Raw genomic sequence first — 21,269 nt, 5'->3', positions numbered from 1 at the left:
CAGATTAGGTCCTCACACTGACAACGGTCGAAACGGCCCAGATGGGACCGCCTGCGACACCTGTCCGACGGGCGCGCGACCGACCCTGGCGCGGACCGCTCAGACCCCCCGGTCGCCGCTCCCGACGAGGTTCGCCTGCGCGCCGTCGAGATGCTGCGCGAGCAACCGCTCGGCGCGGACGCTGTCACCGAGGTCGAGCGCGCCCACGGTCATCCGGTCGCTGGTGCGGCCCAGCAGCGGGCGGTCGTCCGCCAGGCTTCCCACTCCGGTGTCCGCCGACGCAGTGCCCCCAACTCCCTTGATGGGTACGGAACGCCGCGAGGGCGGTGGGCTCCGGATTCGCTCCGGGCGCACCGCCCTCGCCGCCGTACGGCCCGCCGTGGTGCGGGCCTTCGCTCACACCGCCGTCGCGTCGGGCCCTATCCGGCTCCGTACGGCGGTCTGCACCTCGGCCTCTTCGGCCGGATCGGCGGCCAGTCGCCGCAGCCGGTCGGCGACCCGCGCGTCGGCGGTCTCCGCGTGCCGGGCGGCGACTTCCCGCGTCGTCTCCTCGCAGTCCCACAGGCACTCGACGGCGAAGCCGGAGGCGAAGGACGGATCGGTGGCGGCCAGGGCGCCTGCCGCGCGCTGCCGCAAGTGGGAGGAGGCGGTCTCTCGGTAGATGTGGCGCAGTACGGGGGCGGCGGCACAGATGCCGAGCCGTCCGGCTCCGTCGACCAGGGTCCACAGCACGGGGGCGTCGGGTCCTTCGGACCGCACGGCCTCGCGCAGGGCGCCGAGGACGAGGGGGGCGTCCTGTGCGCCGCCCCGGCAGGACAGCACGCCCGCGGCGGAGGCTCCCAGGGCGTCCGGCCGGTGCACCCAGCCGCGGGCCCGGTCCACCGCCTCGGGGCCGCACATCCGCTCGAAGGCGGCGACGGCGGCTTCGGCGACGGTCCGCGAGGGGCTCACGGCGGCCGCTTCGATCAGGTCGAGCACGGCGGGGTCCCGCGCCTGGGCCAGGTAGTGCAGTGCGGTGCAGCGCGCCCCGTCGGAGCCCTCGCGCGCCGCCCTGAGGATCGTTGAACGATCCTCGGGTCCGGCGACCGCGGTCAGGCACCGGGCGGCGGGCACGTGCAGCACGGCCCCGCGCTCCAGGCCCTGTTGGGCCCACTCGAAGACGGCTTCGACACCCCACTCGGGGCGAGGCCCGGCAGGGCGCATCTGGCGCTGCCATCGGTCGAAGGACCCCTGTTCCTGTGCCGCGCGGACCCGGCCGCCGACGGCCTCGCGCGGATCCTCGGCCCACAGGCGCCAGGGCCGGGGCTCGAAGGCGTCACGGACGGCAGCGGCGAGTTCCGCGTCGCCCTCGGGCGTCGCGGCGAACCGGGCGAGCACGGGGCCCGCCAGCGAGCGCAGCCCGCTGTCGTCGTCGCGCAGGGCGAGCTCGTCGAGCGCCCAGGTCCAGTTGGCACCTGTCCTGGCGTACGTACGAAGGAGCGCCAGGGCGTCGTCCCTGCCGTACGAGGCGAGGTGCCCCAGGACGGCGAGCGCGAGCCCGGTGCGGTTCTCCTCCGTGTCGAGGACGTCCTCGACGTCGAAGAGGTGGCGCTCGATCTCGTCGAGGCTGCCGTCGAGGTCGAGGTAGAGACGGGCGTAGTAGAGCGAGCGGTTCTCGACCTGCCAGTCGTGGCGGGGGTCGCTCAGCACGCAGTGGTTGAGGGCCGCGAGGGCTTCCGGGCGGGGTGCGGCGAGCGCGTGCAGCGTGCCGTCACCCCTGCCCCTTTGCAGGAGGCCGAGCAGGGTGCCGCTCGGCGCTATGACTGGTTCGAACATGGGAAAGGGCCTCACATCAAGCTGTCGACGCAACCGGGGAAACGTGCCGTTCCTACGCGGTGCGCCAACATGCCCGGCCGCCCGTCACAGTCTTTCGCTTGGTGATGACCATCTTCCTCTGCCTCTCGATCGGTGGCCCCGAGTGGGCCCGTTCCACATATCCGTAATGCGGCGACTTCCCCCCGCACCTGGTGTTTGTGAATCCGTCGTCATGATGGCCCAGCGATTTCGCCACCGCGACCACATTTACGACGTCCCCCGGGACTCCCTCACCAGGAACCGCTCACTGCGCGCCGAACAGCTCCAGCAGGTCCTTCTTGTCGAACATCCGGGCGGTGTCGACCGCGGAGGGCGTTCCCGCCGCCGGATCGGCCCCGCCCGCGACGAGTACCCGTACGACGGCGTCCTCACCCTTGAAGACGGCCCCGGCGAGCGGTGTCTGCCCCCGGTCGTTCGCCCGGTTCGCGTCCGCCCCACGGGCCAGCAGGGCCTCCACCGCACCGGCGTGCCCGTGGTACGCGGCGAGCATCACCAGCGTCTGGCCGTTCTCGTTGGTGAGGTTCGGCGAAACGCCCGCGTCGACGTAGGCGGCGAGCGCCTCGGCGTCGCCCTGCCGGGCGAGGTCGAAGATCTTGCCCGCCAGCTCGACGACCTCGGGGTCCACTGCTTCGCTCATCGCGGACTGCCTGCCTTTCACATGCGGTGACCTGGGACGCACGGCAGGAGAGCCGTACGAGTGAATCGACAGGGTACTGCCCCCGTCGCGACATGACCCGGACTCCTTACGGCAAAGATCACTACGAGGGCGGCGGGCTCGGCCGGTCCAGTGAAAAAGACGAAAATTAACCCGATCGCACGATTTGCGGCATAGATACTTTCTGTGAGCCTGGAAGAACTCATGGTGACTGTCCCCACCAACCAGGAGAATCCTCATGATCCTGTCCATCTCCGGTGTCGTGCTGCTCGGCATCATCGTCTTCCTGTTCTTCCGGAAGGACGGACTCAAGGCGTCGCACGCCCTGGTCTGCGCACTCTTCGGCTTCTACCTCGCGGGAACAGCCATCGCCCCGAGCATCAAGGCCGGAGGAGCGAGCCTCGCCAGCCTCTTGGGCGGGATCAAGTTCTGACCCCGCGTCCATCCACTCTTCCCACTCCAGGAGTCCGACGTGGCCCGGCGTCCCCTCCCCCGCATTCTGAGCAGCAGCAGTGCCTCGGTGGCCCGCAGCCGCGAGCTGGCGCGCACTGCCGCCGACAGCGCCACGGACGTGCTCCATCCGCTCATCACGATCAGCCGCGGCCTGCGCAAGCTCGCCGCGGCAGGTCGGGCCAGGTGGTCGGCGACCCCGAAGGACAAGCGCGGTCCCGCGCTGTTCCTGGCGGGCGCCGTCGTCCTCGTGGTCGCGCTCATCCCGTACGGGCCGCTGCTCGCCCTGATCACGGTGATGGCCGCGGCCGCCTGGAAGGGGCACGAACGCGCCCCCGTGCAGACGGGCCCCGCCCCGGAGCAGACAGAGCGCCTCCAGTCCCTCTACGAGGCTCTCGTGCCGTACTTCTCCGTCCCCGAGGACCCCGACCCGCTCTTCGCGCACGGCGGGGAGTGGGACACGTCCTTCAGTGAGTACGCGTTCGACGACAGCGGCCGCCCGTCCCGGCTGCTGATCCGCTACCCCGCCTACTTCCCGGACGGCGAGGCCCCCTCCAGGGCCCGTATCGAGCAGTTGCTCAGTGCGAAGTCCGGGCGCGGCCGCGAGTACCGCTTCGACTGGGACGAGGAGGGCAACCAGCTCGTCATGACGGTGCTGGACGCGCTCCCCACGACGATCGCCGCCCAGCGCTTCGTCACCGCCCCCGGCGAGACCGTCCTCGGCTTCACGGACGCCGACGCCGTTCCGCGCACCGTCCCCGTCCAGGCCGGCGACGACGCGTACGACGCCACCCCGGTGATCTGGCGGACGGGCCCCCGCTCCACCGAGCCCCATCTGCTGGTCGTCGGCCAGCCCGGCAGCGGCACCACCACACTGCTGCGCTCGATCGTCCTCCAGGCGCTGCAGGACGGCGACGTGCTGATCGCGGAGGGCACCGGCACCGGCGAGTACGCCTGCTTCACCGGACGCACCGGAGTGCTAGCCGTCGAGTGCGGTCTGTCCGGTGCGCTGGCCGGTCTGGAGTGGGCCGCCGCAGAAACGGAGCGGCGGCTGGTCTCCGCCAACCGGGCCCGGCAGGCGGGGCAGCCCACCCCGGACGACACCCGGCGCCCCCTGTGGATCGTGCTGGACCGCCCCAGCGTCTTCGGGCACCTGGCCGCCGCCGACGGCCGCACCGACCCGCAGCAGCTCCTCCAGGTGCCCCTGCGGCACGGCAGGGCGGCGAACGTCACCGTGGTGGTGGCGGAGCAGTTCGACACCTGGGACACCCTGAGCGAGTCGGTGCGCGCGCACACGCGCGCCCGCGCGGTGCTCGGGCCCGCCGTCCCCGAGGAGGTGGCGTGCGTCCTGGGCGCTCCCCCGCACACCACGCCCACCCCCGGCGTCCCGCCGGGGCGCGGTTACGCCCGGCTGGGCGCGGGGCAGGTGATGCGGCTCCAGGTGCCCGTCACCCCCGACCCGTACGACGACGCCACCGGCGAGGCGCACCGGCAGGCCGTGCTGGAGCTGCTGCCCGAGCGCTGCGTGCCGGTCGACGAGCAGCTCAGCGACGAGCAGCCCAGCCAGGACCCGGTGTCCGCGGAAGGCTGACAGCCGTACGACAGTGCCCCCGCGCACCTCTTCCGAGGTGCGCGGGGGCACTGTCGTACGCGGGAGGGGTTACGCCACCGAGGTGCGCGGCGTCTCCGTGCCCGAGCTCGCCCCCGACTCCACCAGCCGCGCGGCGGCGGCGAGGCGCGCGGCGGCCTCCTCCGCCACCGGGCCGCCCACGGTGAAGGGCAGCCGCACGTACCCCTCGAAGGCCCCGTCGACGCCGAACCGGGGCCCCGACGGCACCCGTACACCGACCCGCTCCCCCACCGCCGCGATCCGCGACCCGGACAGCCCGCCCGTGCGCACCCACAGCGTGAGCCCGCCGTCCGGCACGTGGAACTCCCAGTCCGGCAGCTCCCGGCGCACGGCGGCCACCAGGGCGTCCCGGTTCTCCCTGGCCTGGGCGCGGCGCACCGAGACGGCCTGCTCCCAGCCGCCGGTGCTCATCAGCCAGTTGATGGCGAGCTGCTCCAGGACCGGGGTGCCGAGGTCGGCGTACGCGCGTGCCGCCACCAGGCTGCGGATCACCTCGGGGGCGGCCCGCACCCAGCCGATGCGCATGCCCGCCCAGAACGCCTTGCTGGCGGAGCCGACGGTGATCACGGTGGAGCCCGCCGGGTCGAAGGAGCACACCGGGCGTGGCATCGCGTACTCGTCGTCGAGGTGGAGCTCGGACATGGTCTCGTCGGCGACCAGGACGGTGCCCGCCGAACGGGCCGCCTCCACCAGGGCGCGGCGCTGGTCCTCGTCGGCGAGGGCGCCCGTGGGGTTGTGGAAGTCGGCGACGACGTACGCCAGCCGGGGCGCCGCGTCGCGCAGCACCTGGCGCCAGCGCGGGAGGTCCCATCCGGTGAGCCCCTCCGCCATGGCGACGGGCACCAGACGGGCGCCCGCCTCGCGCATCAGCTGAAGGATGTTGGCGTACGAGGGCGACTCGACGGCGATGCGCTCGCCGCGCCCGGCGAACAGGTGGCAGATGGCGTCCATGGCGCCCATCGCACCGGTGGTGACCATGATCTGCTCGGGCATGGTGGGGATGCCGCGCGCGGTGTACCGGTCGGCGAGCATCTGCCGCAGTGCGGGCAGCCCGGCCGGGTAGTCGCCGTGCGTGTGCGCGTACGGCGGGAGTTCCTCCAGCGCGCCCTGCACCGCGCGGGTGAGCCACGGCTCGGGGGCGGGGAGCGCCGCCGTGCCGAGGTCGATGACGGAGCCGAGGGACTCGGGCGGCAGGGGTTCGAGGCCGCGCGCCGGCAGCGGATTGCCCGCCGGGACAGCCGTCCAGCTGCCCGCGCCCCTGCGGGACTCCAGGAAGCCCTCGGCGCGCAGCGCCTCGTACGCGGCGGCGACGGTCGTACGGCTCACCGCGAGGGCCACCGCGAGTTCGCGTTCGGCAGGCAGCCGGGCGGCGACCGGCACCCGGCCCTCCAGGACCAGCAGCCGCACGCCGTCGGCGAGCGCCCGGTAGGCGGGCGGCTTGCGGACGCCGGGGCCGGTCGGGCGGGACTGGGAGTTGAGCTGGCGGGCGAGCTGGGCCGCCCCCACTGCCGAAGTCCACTGCGCCATGAAATCAGTCCACCTTCCCCGGATTGGCCATGGATGGCTCGTCCTTACGGGCCACAGAGTGTCATGCATCGGTCCACCACCACTACCCAAGGGGCGCTCCATGTCCGGGTCATCGCGGTCAACCACCCAACTCTTCCGGCGGCTGGCGCAGCTGTACGTGGGGCTGGCGCTGTACGGAGCGAGTTCGGCGGTGCTGGTGCGCGGGGGCCTCGGCCTGGAGCCCTGGGGCGTGCTGCACCAGGGCCTCGCGGAGCGCACCGGTCTCACCATCGGGGTGGTCTCGATCATCGTCGGGGCGGCGGTGCTCCTGCTGTGGATACCGATCCGGCAGCGCCCGGGGCTCGGCACGGTCTCCAACGTGGTGGTCATCGGCATCGCCATGGACGGCACCCTGGCGCTGGTGCCGGAGGTGCACTCCCTGACCGGGCGCATCGCGGTGATGCTCGGCGGCATCGTCCTCAACGGCGTCGCCACGGGCCTGTACATCGCCGCCCGCTTCGGCCCCGGTCCCCGCGACGGCCTCATGACGGGCCTGCACAAGGTGACCGGAGGGTCGATCCGGCTGGTCCGTACGGCGATCGAGATCGCGGTCGTCGTCACGGGATTCCTGCTCGGCGGCACCATCGGGGCGGGCACCGTCGTGTACGCCCTCGCGATCGGCCCCCTCGCACAGTTCTTCCTGCGCCTGTTCGCCGTGCCGGAGCAGAAGCCGGATGAGCCGGTCGCCGACGCGCGGCGGGACCGCGCGATACTGCCCGGGTGAACGACGCATTCCGGCACAGCTACCTCGGCCATCCCGGGCCGATCATCCCGTTCGCCCACCGGGGCGGCGCCGCCGACGGCCTGGAGAACACCGCCACGGCCTTCCGCCGGGCCGCCAAGGAGGGCTACCGGTACTTCGAGACGGACGTCCACGCGACCGCCGACGGGCGCCTGGTGGCCTTCCACGACCCGACCCTGGACCGCGTCACCGACGCCCGGGGCACGATCGCGGAGCTGCCCTGGAGCCGCGTGCGGGAGGCACGGGTCGCGGGCACCGAGCCGCTGCCCCTCTTCGAGGACCTCCTCGAAGAGTTCCCCGACGCCCGCTGGAACGTCGACATCAAGGCGGAGCCCGCCCTGCTGCCCCTGGTCGACCTGGTGCGCCGTACGAACTCCTGGGACCGGATCTGCGTCGGCTCCTTCAGCGAGCGCCGCGTCGCCCGCGCCCAGCTCCTCGCGGGCCCCCGCCTGGCGACGTCGTACGGCGTCCGGGGAGTACTGGCGCTGCGCCTGCGCTCGCTGGGCGTCCCGGCGCCCCTGCGGCTCGGTGCGGTGTGCGCACAGGTGCCCGAGGCGCAGAACGGCGTACGGGTGGTGGACCGCCGCTTCGTGGCGACGGCGCACTCCCTGGGGCTTCAGGTGCACGTGTGGACGATCAACGATCCCGCGCGGATGGAAGCCCTTGTGGATCTCGGCGTGGATGGCATCATGACGGACCGGATCGCTACGCTGCGGTCGGTGCTGACCGGGCGGGGGGCCTGGGCCTGACCCGCCCCCTCGTGCCCGTACGCGCGTCGGCACGGGGTCAGAACGGGGACAGCACGTGGGGACGGGAACGACGCGGCAACCGACCGGTCCGGACGCGGAGCGCAGACGCGAGCAACGGGGCTGGTACTTCTACGACTTCGCCTGCTCGGTCTACTCGACGAGCGTGATCGCCGTTTTCCTCGGCCCGTACCTGACGACGGTCGCCAAGGCGGCGGCGGACGCCGGGGGATACGTGCACCCCCTGGGCGTCCCGGTGCGGGCGGGTTCCCTGTTCGCCTACGCGGTGTCCGCCTCGGTGATCCTCGCGGTCCTGGTGATGCCCTTCGTCGGTGCGATCGCCGACCGCACGGGCCGCAAGAAGCCTCTGCTGGCGGCCTCCGCCTATCTGGGGGCGGCCGCGACGACGGGGATGTTCTTCCTGGACGGCGACCGCTATCTGCTGGGCGCACTCCTGCTGATCGTGGCCAACGCCGCGCTGTCCGTGTCGATGTCGCTGTACAACGCCTATCTGCCGCAGATCGCCGAACCACACGAGCGCGACCACGTCTCCTCACGGGGGTGGGCCTTCGGGTACACCTCCGGTGCTCTGGTCCTCGTACTGAACCTGGTGCTGTACACCGCGCACGACAGTTTCGGCGTGGACGAGACGACGGCGGTGCGGATCTGTCTCGCCTCCGCAGGTGTCTGGTGGGGCGCGTTCGCGCTGGTGCCGCTGCGGCGGCTGCGGGACCGCAGGGTGGCCACCGACGGGACCCGGCTCACCATGGGCCAGGGCTGGCGCCAGCTGATCGCCACGCTGAAGGACATGCGCCGCCATCCGCTGACGCTGTCGTTCCTGCTGGCCTATCTGGTCTACAACGACGGCGTCCAGACGGTGATCTCGCAGGCGTCCGTCTACGGCTCCGAGGAGCTGGGACTCGACCAGACGACGCTCATCACGGCCATCCTGCTGGTGCAGGTGCTCGCGGTCCTCGGCGCGCTGGGGATGGGGCGTCTGGCCCAGCGCTACGGAGCCAAGCGGACCATTCTCGGTTCGCTCGTCGCGTGGACGGCGACGATCGGCGTGGGGTACTTCCTCCCGGCCGGCGCGCCCGTCTGGTTCTTCGTCCTGGCGGCGGCGATCGGTCTGGTTCTCGGCGGCAGTCAAGCCCTGTCCCGGTCGCTGTTCTCGCACCTGGTGCCGCGCGGCAAGGAGGCCGAGTACTTCTCCGCGTACGAGATGAGCGACCGGGGAATGAGCTGGCTGGGGCCGCTGGTGTTCGGTCTGGCCTTCCAGCTCACGGGCAGTTACCGGGACGCGATCGTGTCCCTGGTGGTGTTCTTCGTGGTGGGGTTCGTCCTGCTCGCGCGGGTACCCGTGAGGCAGGCCGTCGAGGCGGCGGGGAACCCCGTTCCGGAAAGAATTTAGACCTTGAAGTAAAAGGCCGGTAGTGTACGCCTTTGGCCTGCCAGGCGGACCGTTACTGCGAACCTTCGCAGGAAAAAGACTGGGTGACATCTGCTGTCAGATGTGACAAAGCGGTCACTGGTGGGTACAACAAGGGGCGGCACGACGGGCGACGCACTGACCCGCAACGGGAATCTTTACCGCCGACCGGACGTTGACCGGATGACGACGACAGCGACACCTACCTGTCCTGTGGGCGACAAGCCCGGGAGGCACGATTCATGAGTGAGCGAGCTCTCCGCGGTACGCGGCTCGTGGTTACGAGCTACGAGACGGACCGCGGCATCGATCTGGCCCCGCGCCAGGCGGTGGAGTACGCATGTGAGAAGGGCCATCGCTTTGAGATGCCCTTCTCCGTGGAAGCGGAAATTCCGCCGGAGTGGGAGTGCAAGGTCTGCGGGACCCAGGCACTCCTGGTGGACGGCGATGGGCCGGAGGAGAAGAAGGGCAAGCCCGCGCGAACGCACTGGGACATGCTCATGGAGCGGCGCACCCGCGAGGAACTCGAAGAGGTCCTGGCCGAAAGGCTCGCGGTACTGCGTTCCGGCGCCATGAACATCGCGGTGCATCCGCGGGACAGCCGCAAGTCCGCCTGACACCCGTACGCGGGTCGAGGGCACGAGAGAAGTACAGCGCAAGAGCCGAGGGGCTCCGCCACACACTGTGTGGCGGAGCCCCTCGGCTCTTGTCGTGCGTACCTCTCGCGTACCTCTTGTCGTGCGTACGTGGCTCTCGTCGTACATACGTGGATCAGGGCGTCAGCGGCGTCCGGGGGCCGTCCTCGCGGCGCGGCGGGTACGGCTGCCGCGACGGCGTGTCGTCGCGGACGACCTCGCCCTGGACGACCTTGCCGTCGGGGCGGTGCATCCGGGCCTGCTGGAACACGTCGCCGAGGCTGCCGGGCTGCTGCACGGCGTCCATGCGCTTCTGGAGGGACTTCTCCGCGAACCGGCCGAGCGCCTTGCGCACGGACGGCACCAGGACCAGCAGGCCCAGCACGTCGGAGATCAGGCCGGGCAGGATCAGGAGCAGCCCGCCCAGCATCACGAAGCCGTTGCCTGAGCCCTTCTTGCCCTGCGCGTCGGCCGCCGGGTCGTACGCCCCGCCGGACTGCTGCTGGCGCTGGATCGTCTCGCTGAGGTTCTGGAACGCGCGGCGGCCCGCCCGCTTGATCACGGCGCCGCCGAGCACGACGGCCCCGACCAGCAGCAGGAAGACGGTGAGCCCGCCCGCCGCGCCGGCCACGAGGGTCAGCAGCCAGATCTCCAGCACCAGCCAGGCGGCGATGCCAAGGGGCACGAAGGTGCGGGCGCGGGAGCGCTTGCGGGGGGTCGTCGTAGCGGTCGGGGGCGGAGTGCCGGTCGTCATGCCTCCAGTGTGCCTGGCAGGCCGCCTGAACGGCGTAAAGAGCGCGTGAGCGCCCGGGGAGGACGGCCCCCCGGGCAGGGCCTCACAGCGGCTTGCGGCCGAGCAGCTTGTTGGCGCGCGTGCCGACGCCCCAGGCGGTGACCCGCCACAGCGCCTCGACGAGGATGTCGTTGCTCATCTTCGACTCGCCGATCTCCCGCTCCACGAAGGTGATCGGCACCTCGACCACGTGGAAGCCGGACTCGACGGCGCGGCGCGCCAGGTCGACCTGGAAGCAGTAGCCCTGCGAGGCGACCTCGTCGAGGCCCAGGCCCTCCAGGGTCTCCGCGCGGAAGGCGCGGTAGCCGCCGGTGACGTCGCGCAGCGGCACGCCCAGCAGCATCCGCGAGTAGAGGCTGCCGCCCCGGGAGATGAACTCGCGGGACTTGGGCCAGTTGACGATCCGCCCGCCCGGCACCCAGCGCGAGCCGAGCACCAGGTCGGCGCCCTTGAGGGCGGTCAGCAGCCGGGGCAGTTCCTCGGGCTGGTGCGAGCCGTCGGCGTCCATCTCGACGAGGACGCCGTAGCCGTTGTCGATGCCCCAGCGGAAACCGGCCATGTAGGCCGCGCCGAGGCCCTCCTTGCCCTTGCGGTGCATGACGTGCACCTGATCATCGACGGCCGCGATCTCGTCGGCGATCTTTCCGGTGCCGTCGGGGCTGTTGTCGTCGGCGACCAGGACGTGCGCTTCGGGAACCGACTCCCGGACCCGCGCGACGATCGGCTTGATGTTCTCGGCCTCGTTGTAGGTCGGGATGATCACCAAAGCACTGCCGAGCGGGCCGTAACGCTTCTGACCGCCGTCGTTCACTGCTTCCCCTTTAATGTCCGAACACAGAGGACCCACCATAGCGAGCGGGCACGGCGAAGGGGCCGAGGGTCCGGCCCCTTCGGCCGGGTCGGTCTGCGGGGCGGTCTTCGCACCCGTCTGCGGGAGGGGGCTGCGGATGGGGGCCCGGCGTCCTTCGGGCCGACCAGGTGGCCGCCGGCTGCGGACATCCTCGCCGTTGTCTACTGAACGCCGGGGCCCTACCCGGGTCGCACCGTCCGACGGAAAAAACCTTCCCTCGCCCCCGAGGCGCGGGCGCTGAACCTGGTTCCCGGGCGGGGCGCCGGTGCGGCGTCCCGTCCATGACCCAGCGGCGTTCGACGACTGCGTGGAGGATTTCCGGCCGGACGTCTCGTGGTGGACCCGGCCGAACCTACCCGCCGGTGGCCGCTTCCTGTCAACACCTGCGCGACCTGCGACGATCCTTCAAATCACCAGGTCAGTGCCGACGGAGCGAAGAACCGCCCGGCGGCGGGCGGCGCACCGATCGGCGGTACGCCGCCCGCCGCCCGTCATGCGTTCGGCCGTACGAACACGGTGTGCCCGGCGACGACCGTACGCAGGCAGACCGGGAGCGGTGCGCCGGGCGTGAGGTCCGGCAGTCCGGGCGTGCCGGAGCGGGGGTCGGTGGACCAGCGGGCGACCCGGTCGTCGGGGGCCTGCACCACCAGTTCACCGGTCTGCCAGATCGCGTAGTCGGCGGGTGCGCCCGGGACCAGGACGCCCGCGTCGTCGCGGCCGACGGCGCGCCAGCCGCCGCGCGTGTGGGCGGTGAACCCGGCACGGACGGACACCCGGTGCTCGGGGGTGCGGTGGAAGGCCGCGGCCCGGACGGTGCCCCACGGGTCGAGGGGGGTGACCGGGCTGTCGGAGCCGAAGGCCAGCGGCACACCGGCCCTGAGCAGGGCCGCGTACGGATTGAGGGTGCGGGCCCGCTCGACGCCCAGGCGCTGCGCGTACATCCCGCTGTCGCCGCCCCAGGCGGCGTCGAAGGCGGGCTGGACCGAGGCGGTGAGGCCGAGTTCGGCAAAGGCCGCGATCGTCTGCGGGGTCATCATCTCGGCGTGCTCGACCCGGTGGCGGGCCGCCCGCACCCGGGCCAGGCCGACCTTCTCGGCGGCGGCGCGCACCCCGGCGACGACGGCGCTCAGCGCGGCGTCCCCGATGGCGTGGAAGCCCGCCTGGAGGCCCTCTTCGGTGCAGGCCGCGACGTGGGCGGCGATGGCGGCGGCGTCGTGGTGGGCGGTGCCGGTGTGCGGGGCGTCGGCGTACGGCTGGTGCAGGCACGCGGTGTGCGAGCCGAGGGAGCCGTCGACGAAGAGGTCCCCGGCCGCGCCGACGGCGCCGAGTTCGCGGACGCGCTGGGCGTCCTTCGCATGCGCGACCTGTTCGGCCCAGTACCCGAAGACGCGCGGTCCCGGTACGTCGGCGGCCAGCTTCAGCAGGCCGATGAGGTCGTCCTCGGAGGAGATCTCGGGTCCCGCGCACTCGTGGACGGTGCCGATGCCGAGCGAGGCCGCGTGTGCGAGGGCGGCGCGCTGGGCGTCGGCGCGCTGGGCCGGGCTGATCGCCCCGTGCGCGGCGGCCCGCACCGCGTGGTGGGCGGCTGCGGTGAGCGGCTCGTCGGGGTGGTAGCCGGTCAGGCCGGTGATGGTGGGGACGAGGTCCAGCAGGGCGGTGCTGACGACTGCCGAGTGGACGTCGATACGGGGCAGGTAGAGCGGTCGCCCGCCGGTCGCGGCGTCGAGTTCGGCGCGCGAGGGGTGGCGCTGCTCGGGCCACCGGGAGGCGTCCCAGCCGCCGCCGAGGAGGACCTCGCCGACCGGCCGCCCGGCGGCGTACGAACGTACGAGAGCGAGCGCCTCGTCGAGAGTGCGGGCGGCGGACAGGTCCAGGCCGGTGAGGGCGAGGCCGGTCGACGTCGTGTGCACGTGTGCGTCCGTGAACGCCGGGGTGACGAGCGCGCCTTCTAGGTCGAGCACCTCGTCGACGCCGCTCGCGAAGGCGTCGGCGGCCCCCTCGGAGCCCACCCAGGCGACGTGTCCGCGCTCGACGACCATCGCGGTGGCGAAGGGGTCGGCGGGACTGTGGACCTCGCCGCCGCGCAGCAGCACGGTGCGGTCGGAGGGGGCGGCGGGGCCGGCCGGAGGGGAGGGGGCGGTGCGCTCGGTCATGGGGACCAGTCTCGCGCAGCACGCGGGCCGCCCTCGACGCGGGTGGGGCGGGCGGGGTCGGACGCGGAGCGGGACGGGGGCCGGGCGCGGGGCCGGGCCGCGTCAGACGCGGGGCGGGCGGGCTTCGTACGGGGTGGAGAGGACGACGGTCGTACGGGTGGAGACACCGGCCAGGGTACGGATGCGGGAGAGCAGGTGCTCCAGCTCCAGCGGGGTGGCGACGCGCACCTTGAGGATGTAGTTCTCGTCGCCCGCGACGCTGTGGCACGCCTCGATCTCGTCGACGCCCGCGAGCCGTTCCGCGATGTCGTCGGGGGCGCTGGGGTCGAAGGGCGCCACCGAGATGAACGCGGTGAGCGGCAGCCCGACCGCCTCGGGGTCCACGACCGCGGCGTACCCGCGGATCACCCCGCGCTGCTCCAGTCTGCGGACGCGCTGGTGCACGGCCGAGGTGGACAGGCCGGTGGCCTTGCCCAGGTCGGTGTAGCTCATCCGCCCGTCCTTGACGAGCAGGTCCACGATCTGACGATCCAACTCCTCCATGGACCGAGAACCTACAGGGCCCGGGGCCCCTGTGACACATGAGCGCCGTGCGTCTTGCCTGGTGGAACGGAGGGAGCCCCGGTGCGCCCGTGCGAGGGCGGGCACCGGTGCGGGCCGCCACGTGCGCGTGCGCGGGCCGCCACGTGCGCGTGCCGTGCGGGTGCGCGGGGCGTGCACAGCGCACCTGCGAGCGGCATGTGACCAAGGCCACACCCTTCACCCCGTGTCCTTCTCCTTAGTGCGGTTATCGCGCAGGCGCGCAGGGAAGTGCTTGGTGTGGTCGAGGCCGCGGCGCCTTGTCGGCCCACCTCTAGGGGGAGTGTCTCCATGCAGAACTCGAAGCCCAGCACATCGGAGCCCGCCGAAAGCACGGCACTCGCGGAACTCGTCTCCTTCGACGACTCCGAGGGGACCGGCGGCGACGCGTACGACACCTTCGAGATGTACCGGGTGGTCTGCCCGGACTGCGCGCAGCCGATCGCGCTGCTCGCCGACGAGGACGTCCTGCCGGAGCACGCCAAGTGCCCCACCCCGTGGAACCCCTTCGGCCTGACCGCCTGCGCCGGTACGGGCCGCCCCGCCGCCGACGCCAAGCCCGCAGACGAGACCCTGGAGGTGGTGGAGCAGGACACCGCGCTGCTCCTGACCCTCCCCCAGGGCCTGGACTGGCGGACGCAGCCCTTCTCGCACGTCGGCGGTCCGGGGTCGCGTCCACTGAGGGTGCCGCGCCAGCGGGCCGCGTAACTACCCCTCCCGGTACCCGGCCTCCCTCCAGTACGTCCCGCGCACCATGGCGTCCAGCGACGCCCGGTGCATGATCAGCGCGTCCGGGTCCCCGGGGACCCGGACCTCGCCGAAGTGCACCTGCCGGTAGGCGATGCGGAGCATCACCACGGCGTGCCGCAGGGCGGCGTACAGGGTGTGGAACTCCATGTGCCGGGGAGTGTGACCGGTGAGCGCCGCGTACCGCTGTTCGATCGCGTCGCGGCGCAGGAAGTCCGGCAGTCCGTCCTGCCCGAAGGAGACGGTCAGGTCCTGGAAGAAGCGGTGCAGGTAGACGCTCCAGCCGAGGTCGAGTTCGCGGGGCCCGTAGGCGGCCATCTCCCAGTCGAGCACGGCGGCGGGCTCGAAGCCGTCGTAGACGATGTTGCCGATGCGGGCGTCGCCCCAGCACAGCACCGGTTCGCCCTCGTCGTCGGGCCAGTGGTCCTCCAGCCAGCGGAACGCCTCCTCGATGAGGGGCGAGCGCGGAAGTCCGTCGACGACCCACTCGTAGTACGTCTGCTGGCCCGTCACATGCCGCCGCAGCGGACTGCCTTCGACGTCGGGCAGCAGGAACTCCGCCTCCTTGGGCGGGAACTGGTCGTGCAGCCGGGCGACGACACCGACGCTCGCGGCCTCCAGTGCGGCGCGCTCGTCGTCGCTCGCCGCGTACAGCCAGTTGCCTTCGTACGTGTACGGCATGACGTCGGGCGGCACCCGGCCCTCGGCGCGGGCCATCACGAAGAAGGGCGCTCCGAGCGGGGCCGGGTCCTCCTCCAGCCAGAGCACGTGCGGCACGGGCAGGTCGGTGTGGGTGGCGACGAGGCTCATGACGCGGTGCTGGCGGGCCATGTCGTACACGGGGAAGACGGTGTACGCGGCCGGGTCGGCGGCCAGCCGCAGGGCGCAGGCGGTGACGGGGGCCTCGGGGTGGTCGAGGTCGAAGAGCAGGGTCTCGCTGGACATGCCGTTGGAGTCGGGCACGCGGACGCCGGTGACACGTGCCCCCGGGAGGCGGGGGGCCAGCCAGGCGGTGAGGCGGCGGCCGAGTTCTCCGGGGTCGCGGGTGGTGGTGCGGGGACGGGGGGCGGTGGCCATGTCCGTGCTCCTCTGCTCGCGGGGGCTGCTGCCGGGGCGGTCGCCGGGGCTCACGGCGCGGTGGAGTCGTAGCCGGTGAAGCCGCTCGGGTCGTGGCGGCCGAAGCTGCCGTGCTCGAAGATCCCGTAGCCGGTCCGCCCGTCGAGGGTGAAGCGGGCGGCGTGGTCGATGACTCCGTACGCGGCCATGGGGTGGGCGGCGGGGTCGGAGAGGTCGTAGGCGCGGCGGTCGATCCAGCCTCGGCCCTGCCAGCTGCCGTGCTGCCAGTCGGTGGCGGGCGGGTAGCCCGCTCCGACGGCGAGGGGCGAGGAGGCGAGGATCTCGACGCCGAGTTCGAGGGGCTTGCGGGAGGGGTCGGTGAGATGGACGACGGCGCGTTCGGGGTGGCGGGTACCGGAACGGTAGGTGATGTCGGTGTGGGGCCAGCCGAGTTGGGTGTCGCGTCCGTCGTTGCGAACGAGGAGGGCCTCGTTGAGGGTGCGGTGCCCTGCGGCGTCCTCCTGGGCGATCACCATGACGAAGCGGTCGTCGAAGCGGGCCGGTATCCAGAGCCAGTGGAAGCCTTCGGGGCGGTGTTCCTCGGCGGCGCGCCCGCCCTCCTCGCCCGGGAGGGGCCGCACGCCCCAGCTGCGGTCGCGGGTGCCGGTCCAGTGGGCGGGGTCGAGGCGGATCTCCTCGCCGCCGACGTGAAGGACTCCGGCGCAGTGCCCCGCCTGGACGAAGCGGCGGCCTTCGAGCATGAGGCGGTCGCCCCGGTACTGGACGTGGTGGGGCTCCCACACGGCCGGGAAGTCGGCGGTCCAACTGATCGCGTACGAGAGGGAGTCGGGGTCGGCGGGGTCGGGGTCACAGGTGAGGGTGAAGCGGCGCAGGGGTTCGTCGACGGTGATGCGCAGCGGGCCGACGGAGAGGTTCATGCGGTCGTCGGTGAGGGCGTCGGAGGCGCGGACGGCGTGCAGGGTGTCGCCGACGCGGAGGGTGGCGTAGGCGTCGATGACGCCGGTGTTGGGGTAGACGCCGAGGCCGACGACGAGGAGGGTGCGGCCGGTGTGGTCGATGAGGTGGAAGATGCAGCGGTCGTAGGCGTTGCGGTCGCCGGTCGCGACGTGCTTCATCGAGAGGGGGGCCTGGTGGATGGGGTACTCGTCGAGGGGGATGGGGCGGTCCTGCGGCACGGGTCCTCCTGGCGGAGCGCGGGTGGGGCGGCGCGGGTGGAGGGTGCGGTGTGGCGTGGTGATGGTCCCGGCCGCTGGATCTGACGGTACGTCAGGAAGGTTGGGCGGGGCCAGGGTTGGAGTGGGGCCGGGGTTGGGCGGGTGCCCGTGCCGGTTGGGTGGGGCTGGGGTTCAGGCCGCCTTCGGCGGGGATGCCCCTGTCCCGCCCCTTCGCCTAAAGCGCTGGCCGCGCGGCCGTCCCGTATCCGTGCAGGTGCGTTGTGGCTGGTCGCGCAGTTCCCCGCGCCCCTCACTACCAGCCCGTGCCGGGGGCGAGGGGCGTAGCCCCGGGCGGGAACAGCGACCACTCGCCCCACCCGCACCGTGCCCGAGCGGTCAGCGGGACTCCGGGCCCGCCAAGTGGCGGGCGATGACCATGCGTTGGATCTGGTTGGTGCCCTCCACGATCTGGAGGACCTTCGCCTCGCGCATGTACCGCTCGACCGGGAAGTCGACGGTGTAGCCGTACCCGCCGAGGACCTGCACGGCGTCCGTCGCGACCTTCATCGCGGTGTCGGTGCAGAAGAGCTTCGCCATCGCCGCCTCGCGCGAGAAGGGGCGGCCGGCGTCGCGCAGCCGGGCCGCCGCCAGGTAGAGCGCGCGCCCCGCCTCGATCTGCGTGGCCATGTCCGCGAGCATGAAGCGCAGGCCCTGGAAGTCCGCGATCGGGCGGCCGAACTGCTCGCGGCCCGTGGCGTAGGAGAGCGCTTCGGCCAGGGCCGCCTGGGCGACGCCGATCGCGCAGGCGGCGATACCGAGGCGGCCGGAGTCGAGCGCCGAGAGGGCGATGGCGAAGCCCTGGCCCTCCTCGCCGATGCGGCGCGCGTCGGGGACCCGTACGCCGTCGAAGTGGAGCTGCGCGGTGGGCGAGCCCTTCATGCCCATCTTCTTCTCGGGGGCGGCCGCCGAGAGGCCCGGAGCGTCGCCGGGGACGAGGAAGGCGGTGATGCCGCGCGGACCCTCGACGCCCGTGCGGGCGAGGACGGTGTAGAAGTCGGCGACGCCGCCGTGGGTGATCCACGCCTTGGTGCCGGTGATCACCCAGTCGTCGCCGTCGCGGACGGCCTTGGTGCGCAGGGACGCCGCGTCGGAGCCCGAGGCGGGCTCGGAGAGGCAGTACGCGCCCAGGAGGCCGCCGCCGAGCATGGCGGGCAGGTGGGCGGCCTTCTGCTCCTTGGTGCCGTATCCGGCGAGCCCGTGGCAGGAGAGGCTGTGCACGCTGACGCCGAGCCCCACGGTCAGGCGGGCCGCCGCGAGCTCCTCCAGGACCTGGAGGTAGACCTCGTACGACTGGTCGCCGCCGCCGTGCTCGGAGTCGTACGGCAGGCCGAGCAGTCCGGACTCCGACAGGAGCGCGAAGACCTCGCGGGGAAAGTGACCGGCGTCCTCCTCCTCCGCCGCCCGGGGGGCGATCTCCCGCTGGATCATGTCGCGTACGAGCGCGAGCAGGTCGCGGGACTCCTCGGTGGGCAGCTGTCGTTCCACCGGCTGGGGGGCGCGGTCGGCCATTGCGGCGCTCTCCTTGCATCTCGGGCCCTGTCGGGCGCGGCAGCGGGCGCCCGCGCAGGGTGTGGCGGCGCCGCCGAGGTGACTCACGTCCCAGCCTGAAGCACCGCTCCGGGTTACGGAAGCGGACTGTCCGGGACTGTGGCGGCTGAGTATGCCCGATCGCACCCGTTCCGTCACCGGTCGAAAAGCCGCAGGCCGGGCAGGGCGTCGGGGTGTTACGCGACCGTGTCGTCCAGGGATGGGGCGGGGCACTGCGGCACCAGGGAGGCGATCGTCTCCAGGGTGGCACGCAGGAGCCCTACGAGGAGCTCGCGCACCTCTTCCTGAGAGGGCACGTCCGTGTGCGGCGAGGGGGGATCGCTGATCCAGTCCAGGGTGATGCCCTCCACTGCGGTCATCCAGCCGAGCAGTGCCAGGCGTGCCGTCGCGGGGACGTCCGTGCGCCCGTACGCGCCCTTCGCGAGGGTGGCCAGGAGTCGCGCCCGTACGGAGTCGCGGATCGCCTGCACCTGTACGTCGGAACCGACGCCTCCGGTGACGATCGTGCGGTACGCGGCCCGGTGGTTGCGGGCGTAGTGCAGATAGCCGTCGACGGTGTGCTGGACCCTTTGCGCGCGCGGGAGTTCGGGGTGGCTCGCGGCGCGGGCGACGAGGTCGGCGACGGACTCCTCGACGACGGCCAGGTAGTAGCCGCGCTTGTTGGCGAAGTAGTAGTAGATCAACCCCTTGGCGACGCCCGCGTGGCGTGCGATGTCGTCCATGGACAGGGCGTCGTACGAGGTGTGGGCGAACAATTTCCGCCCGGTTGCGATGAGTTCGGCCCTGCGCGCCTGGGATTTCCGGGCCGTTCCGCGCTGTTGACTCTTATTCAAATTACGCCCTAGTCTCCCAGTCCGGAAGGATCGCCGCCGCAGTATTCCACGGCCCTGCTCCCCTTCCGCCGCTGATGCACGGCATGACTGACGCACCGCATGCACGTCCCCTGCGCAATCTCTGCGACGTACGGGAGGACCCAGTGAGCGCAGCAGCCAGGAAGCCGAAGGATCCCGAGGGGCGGACGCAGCTCCCGGAGGGCAGAACGGGGTGGCGCAGGAGCGCCGTGGTGGCCGTTCCCGCGGTGATCGCGGTCGGCGCGATGGCGGTGATGATGGGGCAGGGGGCGCTGGCCGCGTCGTTCGCTGTGTCGGGCACCAGCTTCCAGGTCTCCTCGGGAAAGCTGACCAGCAGCGGTCTCTCGTCGTACGTGCAGACCGACAGGTCCGTGGACGGCACGGGGCATCCGGTCGCCCTGCTCGGCATCGGGGACGCCCGGCTCTCCGACATCTGTCAGTCGGCGCAGGTCAGGACCCCGGTCGGCACGGTGGTCTTCAAGCTGACGGCAGGTGGCGAGGCGGGCGAGGTCACCGCCAGCAGCCTGGTCATCGACGGTGAGGACCTGACCGGCGACGCCCGCTTCGGTACGGCGGAGATCGGCCGGGACGCCTCCACGCTGGACGCCGTGCGGGACGTGCGGGGCGAGCGGGGCGCGTTCGGGCTCCAGGCGGGGAACATCGAGGTCGCGGGAGTGCGCTCGCACGCCTGGTCGGCGACCGGGGGGAACTTCCGGCTGAAGGGGCTCAAGCTGACGGTGAGCCTGGACGGCAAGCAGTGCTTCTGAGCGGGCGGGGCGGCCGGCTGGACGCACGTCTGCCCTGGCCCGGGCACCGGCGACGGTTCCGGGCCTGGCGGCGGCGCAGGCCCTTCTGGGCGGGGTTCCTGCTGGTGCTCGCGGGAACCGAGCTGCTGCTCGTGCCGCTGTCGCCGCTGCCGGTCCTGGTGAGTCTCGGGCTCGGCGGCATCGCGGCGATCGGCATCGGTCTCGCCCTGGCCGCGGCGGGGCTCTTCCTGTGGTGCCTGCCGCACACCCGCCACTACGTGAGCGTCAACGCGCTGATCCTGTCGGTGCTGTCGTTCGCGGCGACCAACCTGGGCGGGTTCCTTCTGGGAACCCTCCTCGGCATCGCGGGCAGCGCCATGGGGTTCGGCTGGAGGCCCCTCGCGGAGCCCGCGGAGGGCAGCCGTACGCGTGATGACAGTGCCCGTGCCGACCGTGCGGGGGCGGCCGACGGTCCGCGTACCCCGCCCCGGGTGCGCGACCACCGAGGCCCTCGCACCCTCGCGGTCGCCCTGCCCGTCGTCCTCCTGGCCACGGTCGCAGCGCCCGCGCACCGGGCGCACGCGGCACCCGGCCCCCTCGCACCACGGGTACCGCCGACCGTCACCACGACGCGCTTCGCGCCCGAGGGCTTCCTGATCGCCGGTGTGACGGAGGTGCGCACCGCCGACGGGCCGCTGAAGGTCATGGTGCTGAGGATGAGGGCGGCGTCCCTCACCGACTACCGGCTGAAGACCCGCGACGGCCGTGACGAGCTCGCGCTGGGGGCCGACAAGCTGGACCTCAGCGGCAACGTCACCCTGTACCTCACCAAGTTCAGCGGGTGCCTGGAGGGGCTGCTCTGCCTGACCTTCACCCCGGACGGGCTGCCGGTGCCCCCCGTGGTGCCTCCGTTCGTCTTCATGACGGACGTCAGCGCCGAGCAGGCCATGGTCACCTCGGACGTCATCGTGACGGACGGGCTGACCCTCGGAGCGTCCTGAATC

General features: G+C 72.4%; 21 protein-coding genes. 9 read left to right on the top strand and 12 right to left on the bottom strand.

Annotated features, from left to right (window positions below; translation table 11 throughout):
• Positions 1–99 precede the first annotated feature (99 nt).
• The 3 genes from OG897_RS14470 to OG897_RS14460 all read right to left on the bottom strand — a co-directional run bounded on the left by OG897_RS14470 (position 100) and on the right by OG897_RS14460 (position 2,491).
• Positions 100–264, bottom strand: a complete 165-nt coding sequence (locus OG897_RS14470; protein ID WP_266656403.1) for a hypothetical protein — start codon at positions 262–264, stop codon at positions 100–102.
• Between the two features lie 132 nt (positions 265–396).
• Positions 397–1,815, bottom strand: coding sequence for a HEAT repeat domain-containing protein (locus tag OG897_RS14465; RefSeq protein ID WP_266656401.1), 1,419 nt, complete (start codon positions 1,813–1,815; stop codon positions 397–399).
• 283 nt (positions 1,816–2,098) lie between these two features.
• Entirely contained in the window at positions 2,099–2,491 is a 393-nt protein-coding gene (locus tag OG897_RS14460; RefSeq protein WP_266656399.1) for an ankyrin repeat domain-containing protein, read from the bottom strand.
• A gap of 256 nt (positions 2,492–2,747) precedes the next feature.
• Here OG897_RS14460 and OG897_RS14455 point away from each other — a divergent pair, with 256 nt between their 5' ends.
• Entirely contained in the window at positions 2,748–2,942 is a 195-nt protein-coding gene (locus OG897_RS14455) for a hypothetical protein (protein WP_018534760.1), read from the top strand.
• Between the two features lie 39 nt (positions 2,943–2,981).
• A complete protein-coding gene (locus OG897_RS14450) occupies positions 2,982–4,550 on the top strand; it encodes a hypothetical protein (protein ID WP_266656395.1) in 1,569 nt (522 codons plus the stop codon).
• 69 nt (positions 4,551–4,619) lie between these two features.
• On the opposite strand, the gene OG897_RS14445 is transcribed toward OG897_RS14450, so the two are convergent.
• A complete protein-coding gene (locus OG897_RS14445) occupies positions 4,620–6,116 on the bottom strand; it encodes a PLP-dependent aminotransferase family protein (RefSeq protein ID WP_266656394.1) in 1,497 nt (498 codons plus the stop codon).
• A 100-nt stretch (positions 6,117–6,216) separates the two neighbouring features.
• On the opposite strand from OG897_RS14445, the gene OG897_RS14440 reads away from it, so the two are divergent.
• From OG897_RS14440 to OG897_RS14425, 4 genes are all read left to right on the top strand, one after another.
• A complete protein-coding gene (locus OG897_RS14440; protein WP_266656393.1) occupies positions 6,217–6,879 on the top strand; it encodes a YitT family protein in 663 nt (220 codons plus the stop codon).
• Entirely contained in the window at positions 6,876–7,646 is a 771-nt protein-coding gene (locus tag OG897_RS14435; protein ID WP_266656391.1) for a glycerophosphodiester phosphodiesterase, read from the top strand. The genes OG897_RS14440 and OG897_RS14435 overlap by 4 nt, the downstream gene beginning before the upstream one ends.
• A gap of 55 nt (positions 7,647–7,701) precedes the next feature.
• Positions 7,702–9,054 (top strand): MFS transporter, encoded by a 1,353-nt coding sequence (locus OG897_RS14430; protein WP_266656389.1) that lies wholly within the window; start codon positions 7,702–7,704, stop codon positions 9,052–9,054.
• Positions 9,055–9,314: 260 nt separating this feature from the next.
• The gene (locus OG897_RS14425) at positions 9,315–9,689 is read left to right on the top strand and encodes an RNA polymerase-binding protein RbpA (RefSeq protein WP_142215978.1); all 375 of its coding nucleotides are present in this window, start codon (positions 9,315–9,317) and stop codon (positions 9,687–9,689) included.
• A gap of 154 nt (positions 9,690–9,843) precedes the next feature.
• Here the strand turns inward: OG897_RS14425 and fxsA are convergent, their stop codons facing one another.
• The 4 genes from fxsA to OG897_RS14405 form a co-directional block, all read right to left on the bottom strand.
• Complete coding sequence (gene fxsA / locus OG897_RS14420; protein WP_266656387.1) at positions 9,844–10,461, bottom strand: FxsA family membrane protein; 618 nt, start codon at positions 10,459–10,461, stop codon at positions 9,844–9,846.
• Positions 10,462–10,543: 82 nt separating this feature from the next.
• Positions 10,544–11,311 (bottom strand): polyprenol monophosphomannose synthase, encoded by a 768-nt coding sequence (locus OG897_RS14415; RefSeq protein ID WP_266656385.1) that lies wholly within the window; start codon positions 11,309–11,311, stop codon positions 10,544–10,546.
• A 530-nt stretch (positions 11,312–11,841) separates the two neighbouring features.
• Positions 11,842–13,503: an amidohydrolase gene (locus OG897_RS14410; protein ID WP_266656383.1), complete on the bottom strand. Its 1,662-nt coding sequence runs from the start codon at positions 13,501–13,503 to the stop codon at positions 11,842–11,844.
• Between the two features lie 102 nt (positions 13,504–13,605).
• Positions 13,606–14,046: an Lrp/AsnC family transcriptional regulator gene (locus tag OG897_RS14405; protein WP_266656381.1), complete on the bottom strand. Its 441-nt coding sequence runs from the start codon at positions 14,044–14,046 to the stop codon at positions 13,606–13,608.
• 327 nt (positions 14,047–14,373) lie between these two features.
• On the opposite strand from OG897_RS14405, the gene OG897_RS14400 reads away from it, so the two are divergent.
• The gene (locus OG897_RS14400; protein WP_266656379.1) at positions 14,374–14,790 is read left to right on the top strand and encodes a hypothetical protein; all 417 of its coding nucleotides are present in this window, start codon (positions 14,374–14,376) and stop codon (positions 14,788–14,790) included.
• On the opposite strand, the gene OG897_RS14395 is transcribed toward OG897_RS14400, so the two are convergent.
• The 4 genes from OG897_RS14395 to OG897_RS14380 all read right to left on the bottom strand — a co-directional run bounded on the left by OG897_RS14395 (position 14,791) and on the right by OG897_RS14380 (position 19,501).
• Positions 14,791–15,906: a phosphotransferase family protein gene (locus tag OG897_RS14395; protein ID WP_266656377.1), complete on the bottom strand. Its 1,116-nt coding sequence runs from the start codon at positions 15,904–15,906 to the stop codon at positions 14,791–14,793.
• 50 nt (positions 15,907–15,956) lie between these two features.
• A complete protein-coding gene (locus tag OG897_RS14390) occupies positions 15,957–17,081 on the bottom strand; it encodes a hypothetical protein (protein ID WP_266656375.1) in 1,125 nt (374 codons plus the stop codon).
• A gap of 375 nt (positions 17,082–17,456) precedes the next feature.
• Positions 17,457–18,629 (bottom strand): acyl-CoA dehydrogenase family protein, encoded by a 1,173-nt coding sequence (locus OG897_RS14385; protein WP_266656373.1) that lies wholly within the window; start codon positions 18,627–18,629, stop codon positions 17,457–17,459.
• A 215-nt stretch (positions 18,630–18,844) separates the two neighbouring features.
• Entirely contained in the window at positions 18,845–19,501 is a 657-nt protein-coding gene (locus OG897_RS14380; protein ID WP_266656371.1) for a TetR/AcrR family transcriptional regulator, read from the bottom strand.
• 143 nt (positions 19,502–19,644) lie between these two features.
• On the opposite strand from OG897_RS14380, the gene OG897_RS14375 reads away from it, so the two are divergent.
• Positions 19,645–20,286, top strand: a complete 642-nt coding sequence (locus tag OG897_RS14375) for a DUF6230 family protein (protein ID WP_266656369.1) — start codon at positions 19,645–19,647, stop codon at positions 20,284–20,286.
• Entirely contained in the window at positions 20,277–21,266 is a 990-nt protein-coding gene (locus OG897_RS14370; protein WP_266656367.1) for a DUF6114 domain-containing protein, read from the top strand. The genes OG897_RS14375 and OG897_RS14370 overlap by 10 nt, the downstream gene beginning before the upstream one ends.
• The last annotated feature ends 3 nt before the right edge of the window (positions 21,267–21,269 follow it).

Source organism: Streptomyces sp. NBC_00237 (assembly GCF_026342435.1).
Lineage (GTDB): Bacteria > Actinomycetota > Actinomycetes > Streptomycetales > Streptomycetaceae > Streptomyces.
Note: the sequence above shows the minus strand (reverse complement) of the source record. Positions and strands in the feature narration are given on the sequence as shown.

What these genes read in the sequence shown, in the direction of transcription:
- OG897_RS14465 (WP_266656401.1), bottom strand. Translation starts at nt 1,815, where the DNA reads ATGTTCGAACCAGTCATAGCGCCGAGCGGCACCCTGCTCGGCCTCCTG.
- OG897_RS14460 (WP_266656399.1), bottom strand. Translation starts at nt 2,491, where the DNA reads ATGAGCGAAGCAGTGGACCCCGAGGTCGTCGAGCTGGCGGGCAAGATC.
- OG897_RS14455 (WP_018534760.1), top strand. Translation starts at nt 2,748, where the DNA reads ATGATCCTGTCCATCTCCGGTGTCGTGCTGCTCGGCATCATCGTCTTC.
- OG897_RS14445 (WP_266656394.1), bottom strand. Translation starts at nt 6,116, where the DNA reads ATGGCGCAGTGGACTTCGGCAGTGGGGGCGGCCCAGCTCGCCCGCCAG.
- OG897_RS14440 (WP_266656393.1), top strand. Translation starts at nt 6,217, where the DNA reads ATGTCCGGGTCATCGCGGTCAACCACCCAACTCTTCCGGCGGCTGGCG.
- OG897_RS14425 (WP_142215978.1), top strand. Translation starts at nt 9,315, where the DNA reads ATGAGTGAGCGAGCTCTCCGCGGTACGCGGCTCGTGGTTACGAGCTAC.
- fxsA (WP_266656387.1), bottom strand. Translation starts at nt 10,461, where the DNA reads ATGACGACCGGCACTCCGCCCCCGACCGCTACGACGACCCCCCGCAAG.
- OG897_RS14410 (WP_266656383.1), bottom strand. Translation starts at nt 13,503, where the DNA reads ATGACCGAGCGCACCGCCCCCTCCCCTCCGGCCGGCCCCGCCGCCCCC.
- OG897_RS14405 (WP_266656381.1), bottom strand. Translation starts at nt 14,046, where the DNA reads ATGGAGGAGTTGGATCGTCAGATCGTGGACCTGCTCGTCAAGGACGGG.
- OG897_RS14400 (WP_266656379.1), top strand. Translation starts at nt 14,374, where the DNA reads ATGCAGAACTCGAAGCCCAGCACATCGGAGCCCGCCGAAAGCACGGCA.
- OG897_RS14395 (WP_266656377.1), bottom strand. Translation starts at nt 15,906, where the DNA reads ATGGCCACCGCCCCCCGTCCCCGCACCACCACCCGCGACCCCGGAGAA.
- OG897_RS14385 (WP_266656373.1), bottom strand. Translation starts at nt 18,629, where the DNA reads ATGGCCGACCGCGCCCCCCAGCCGGTGGAACGACAGCTGCCCACCGAG.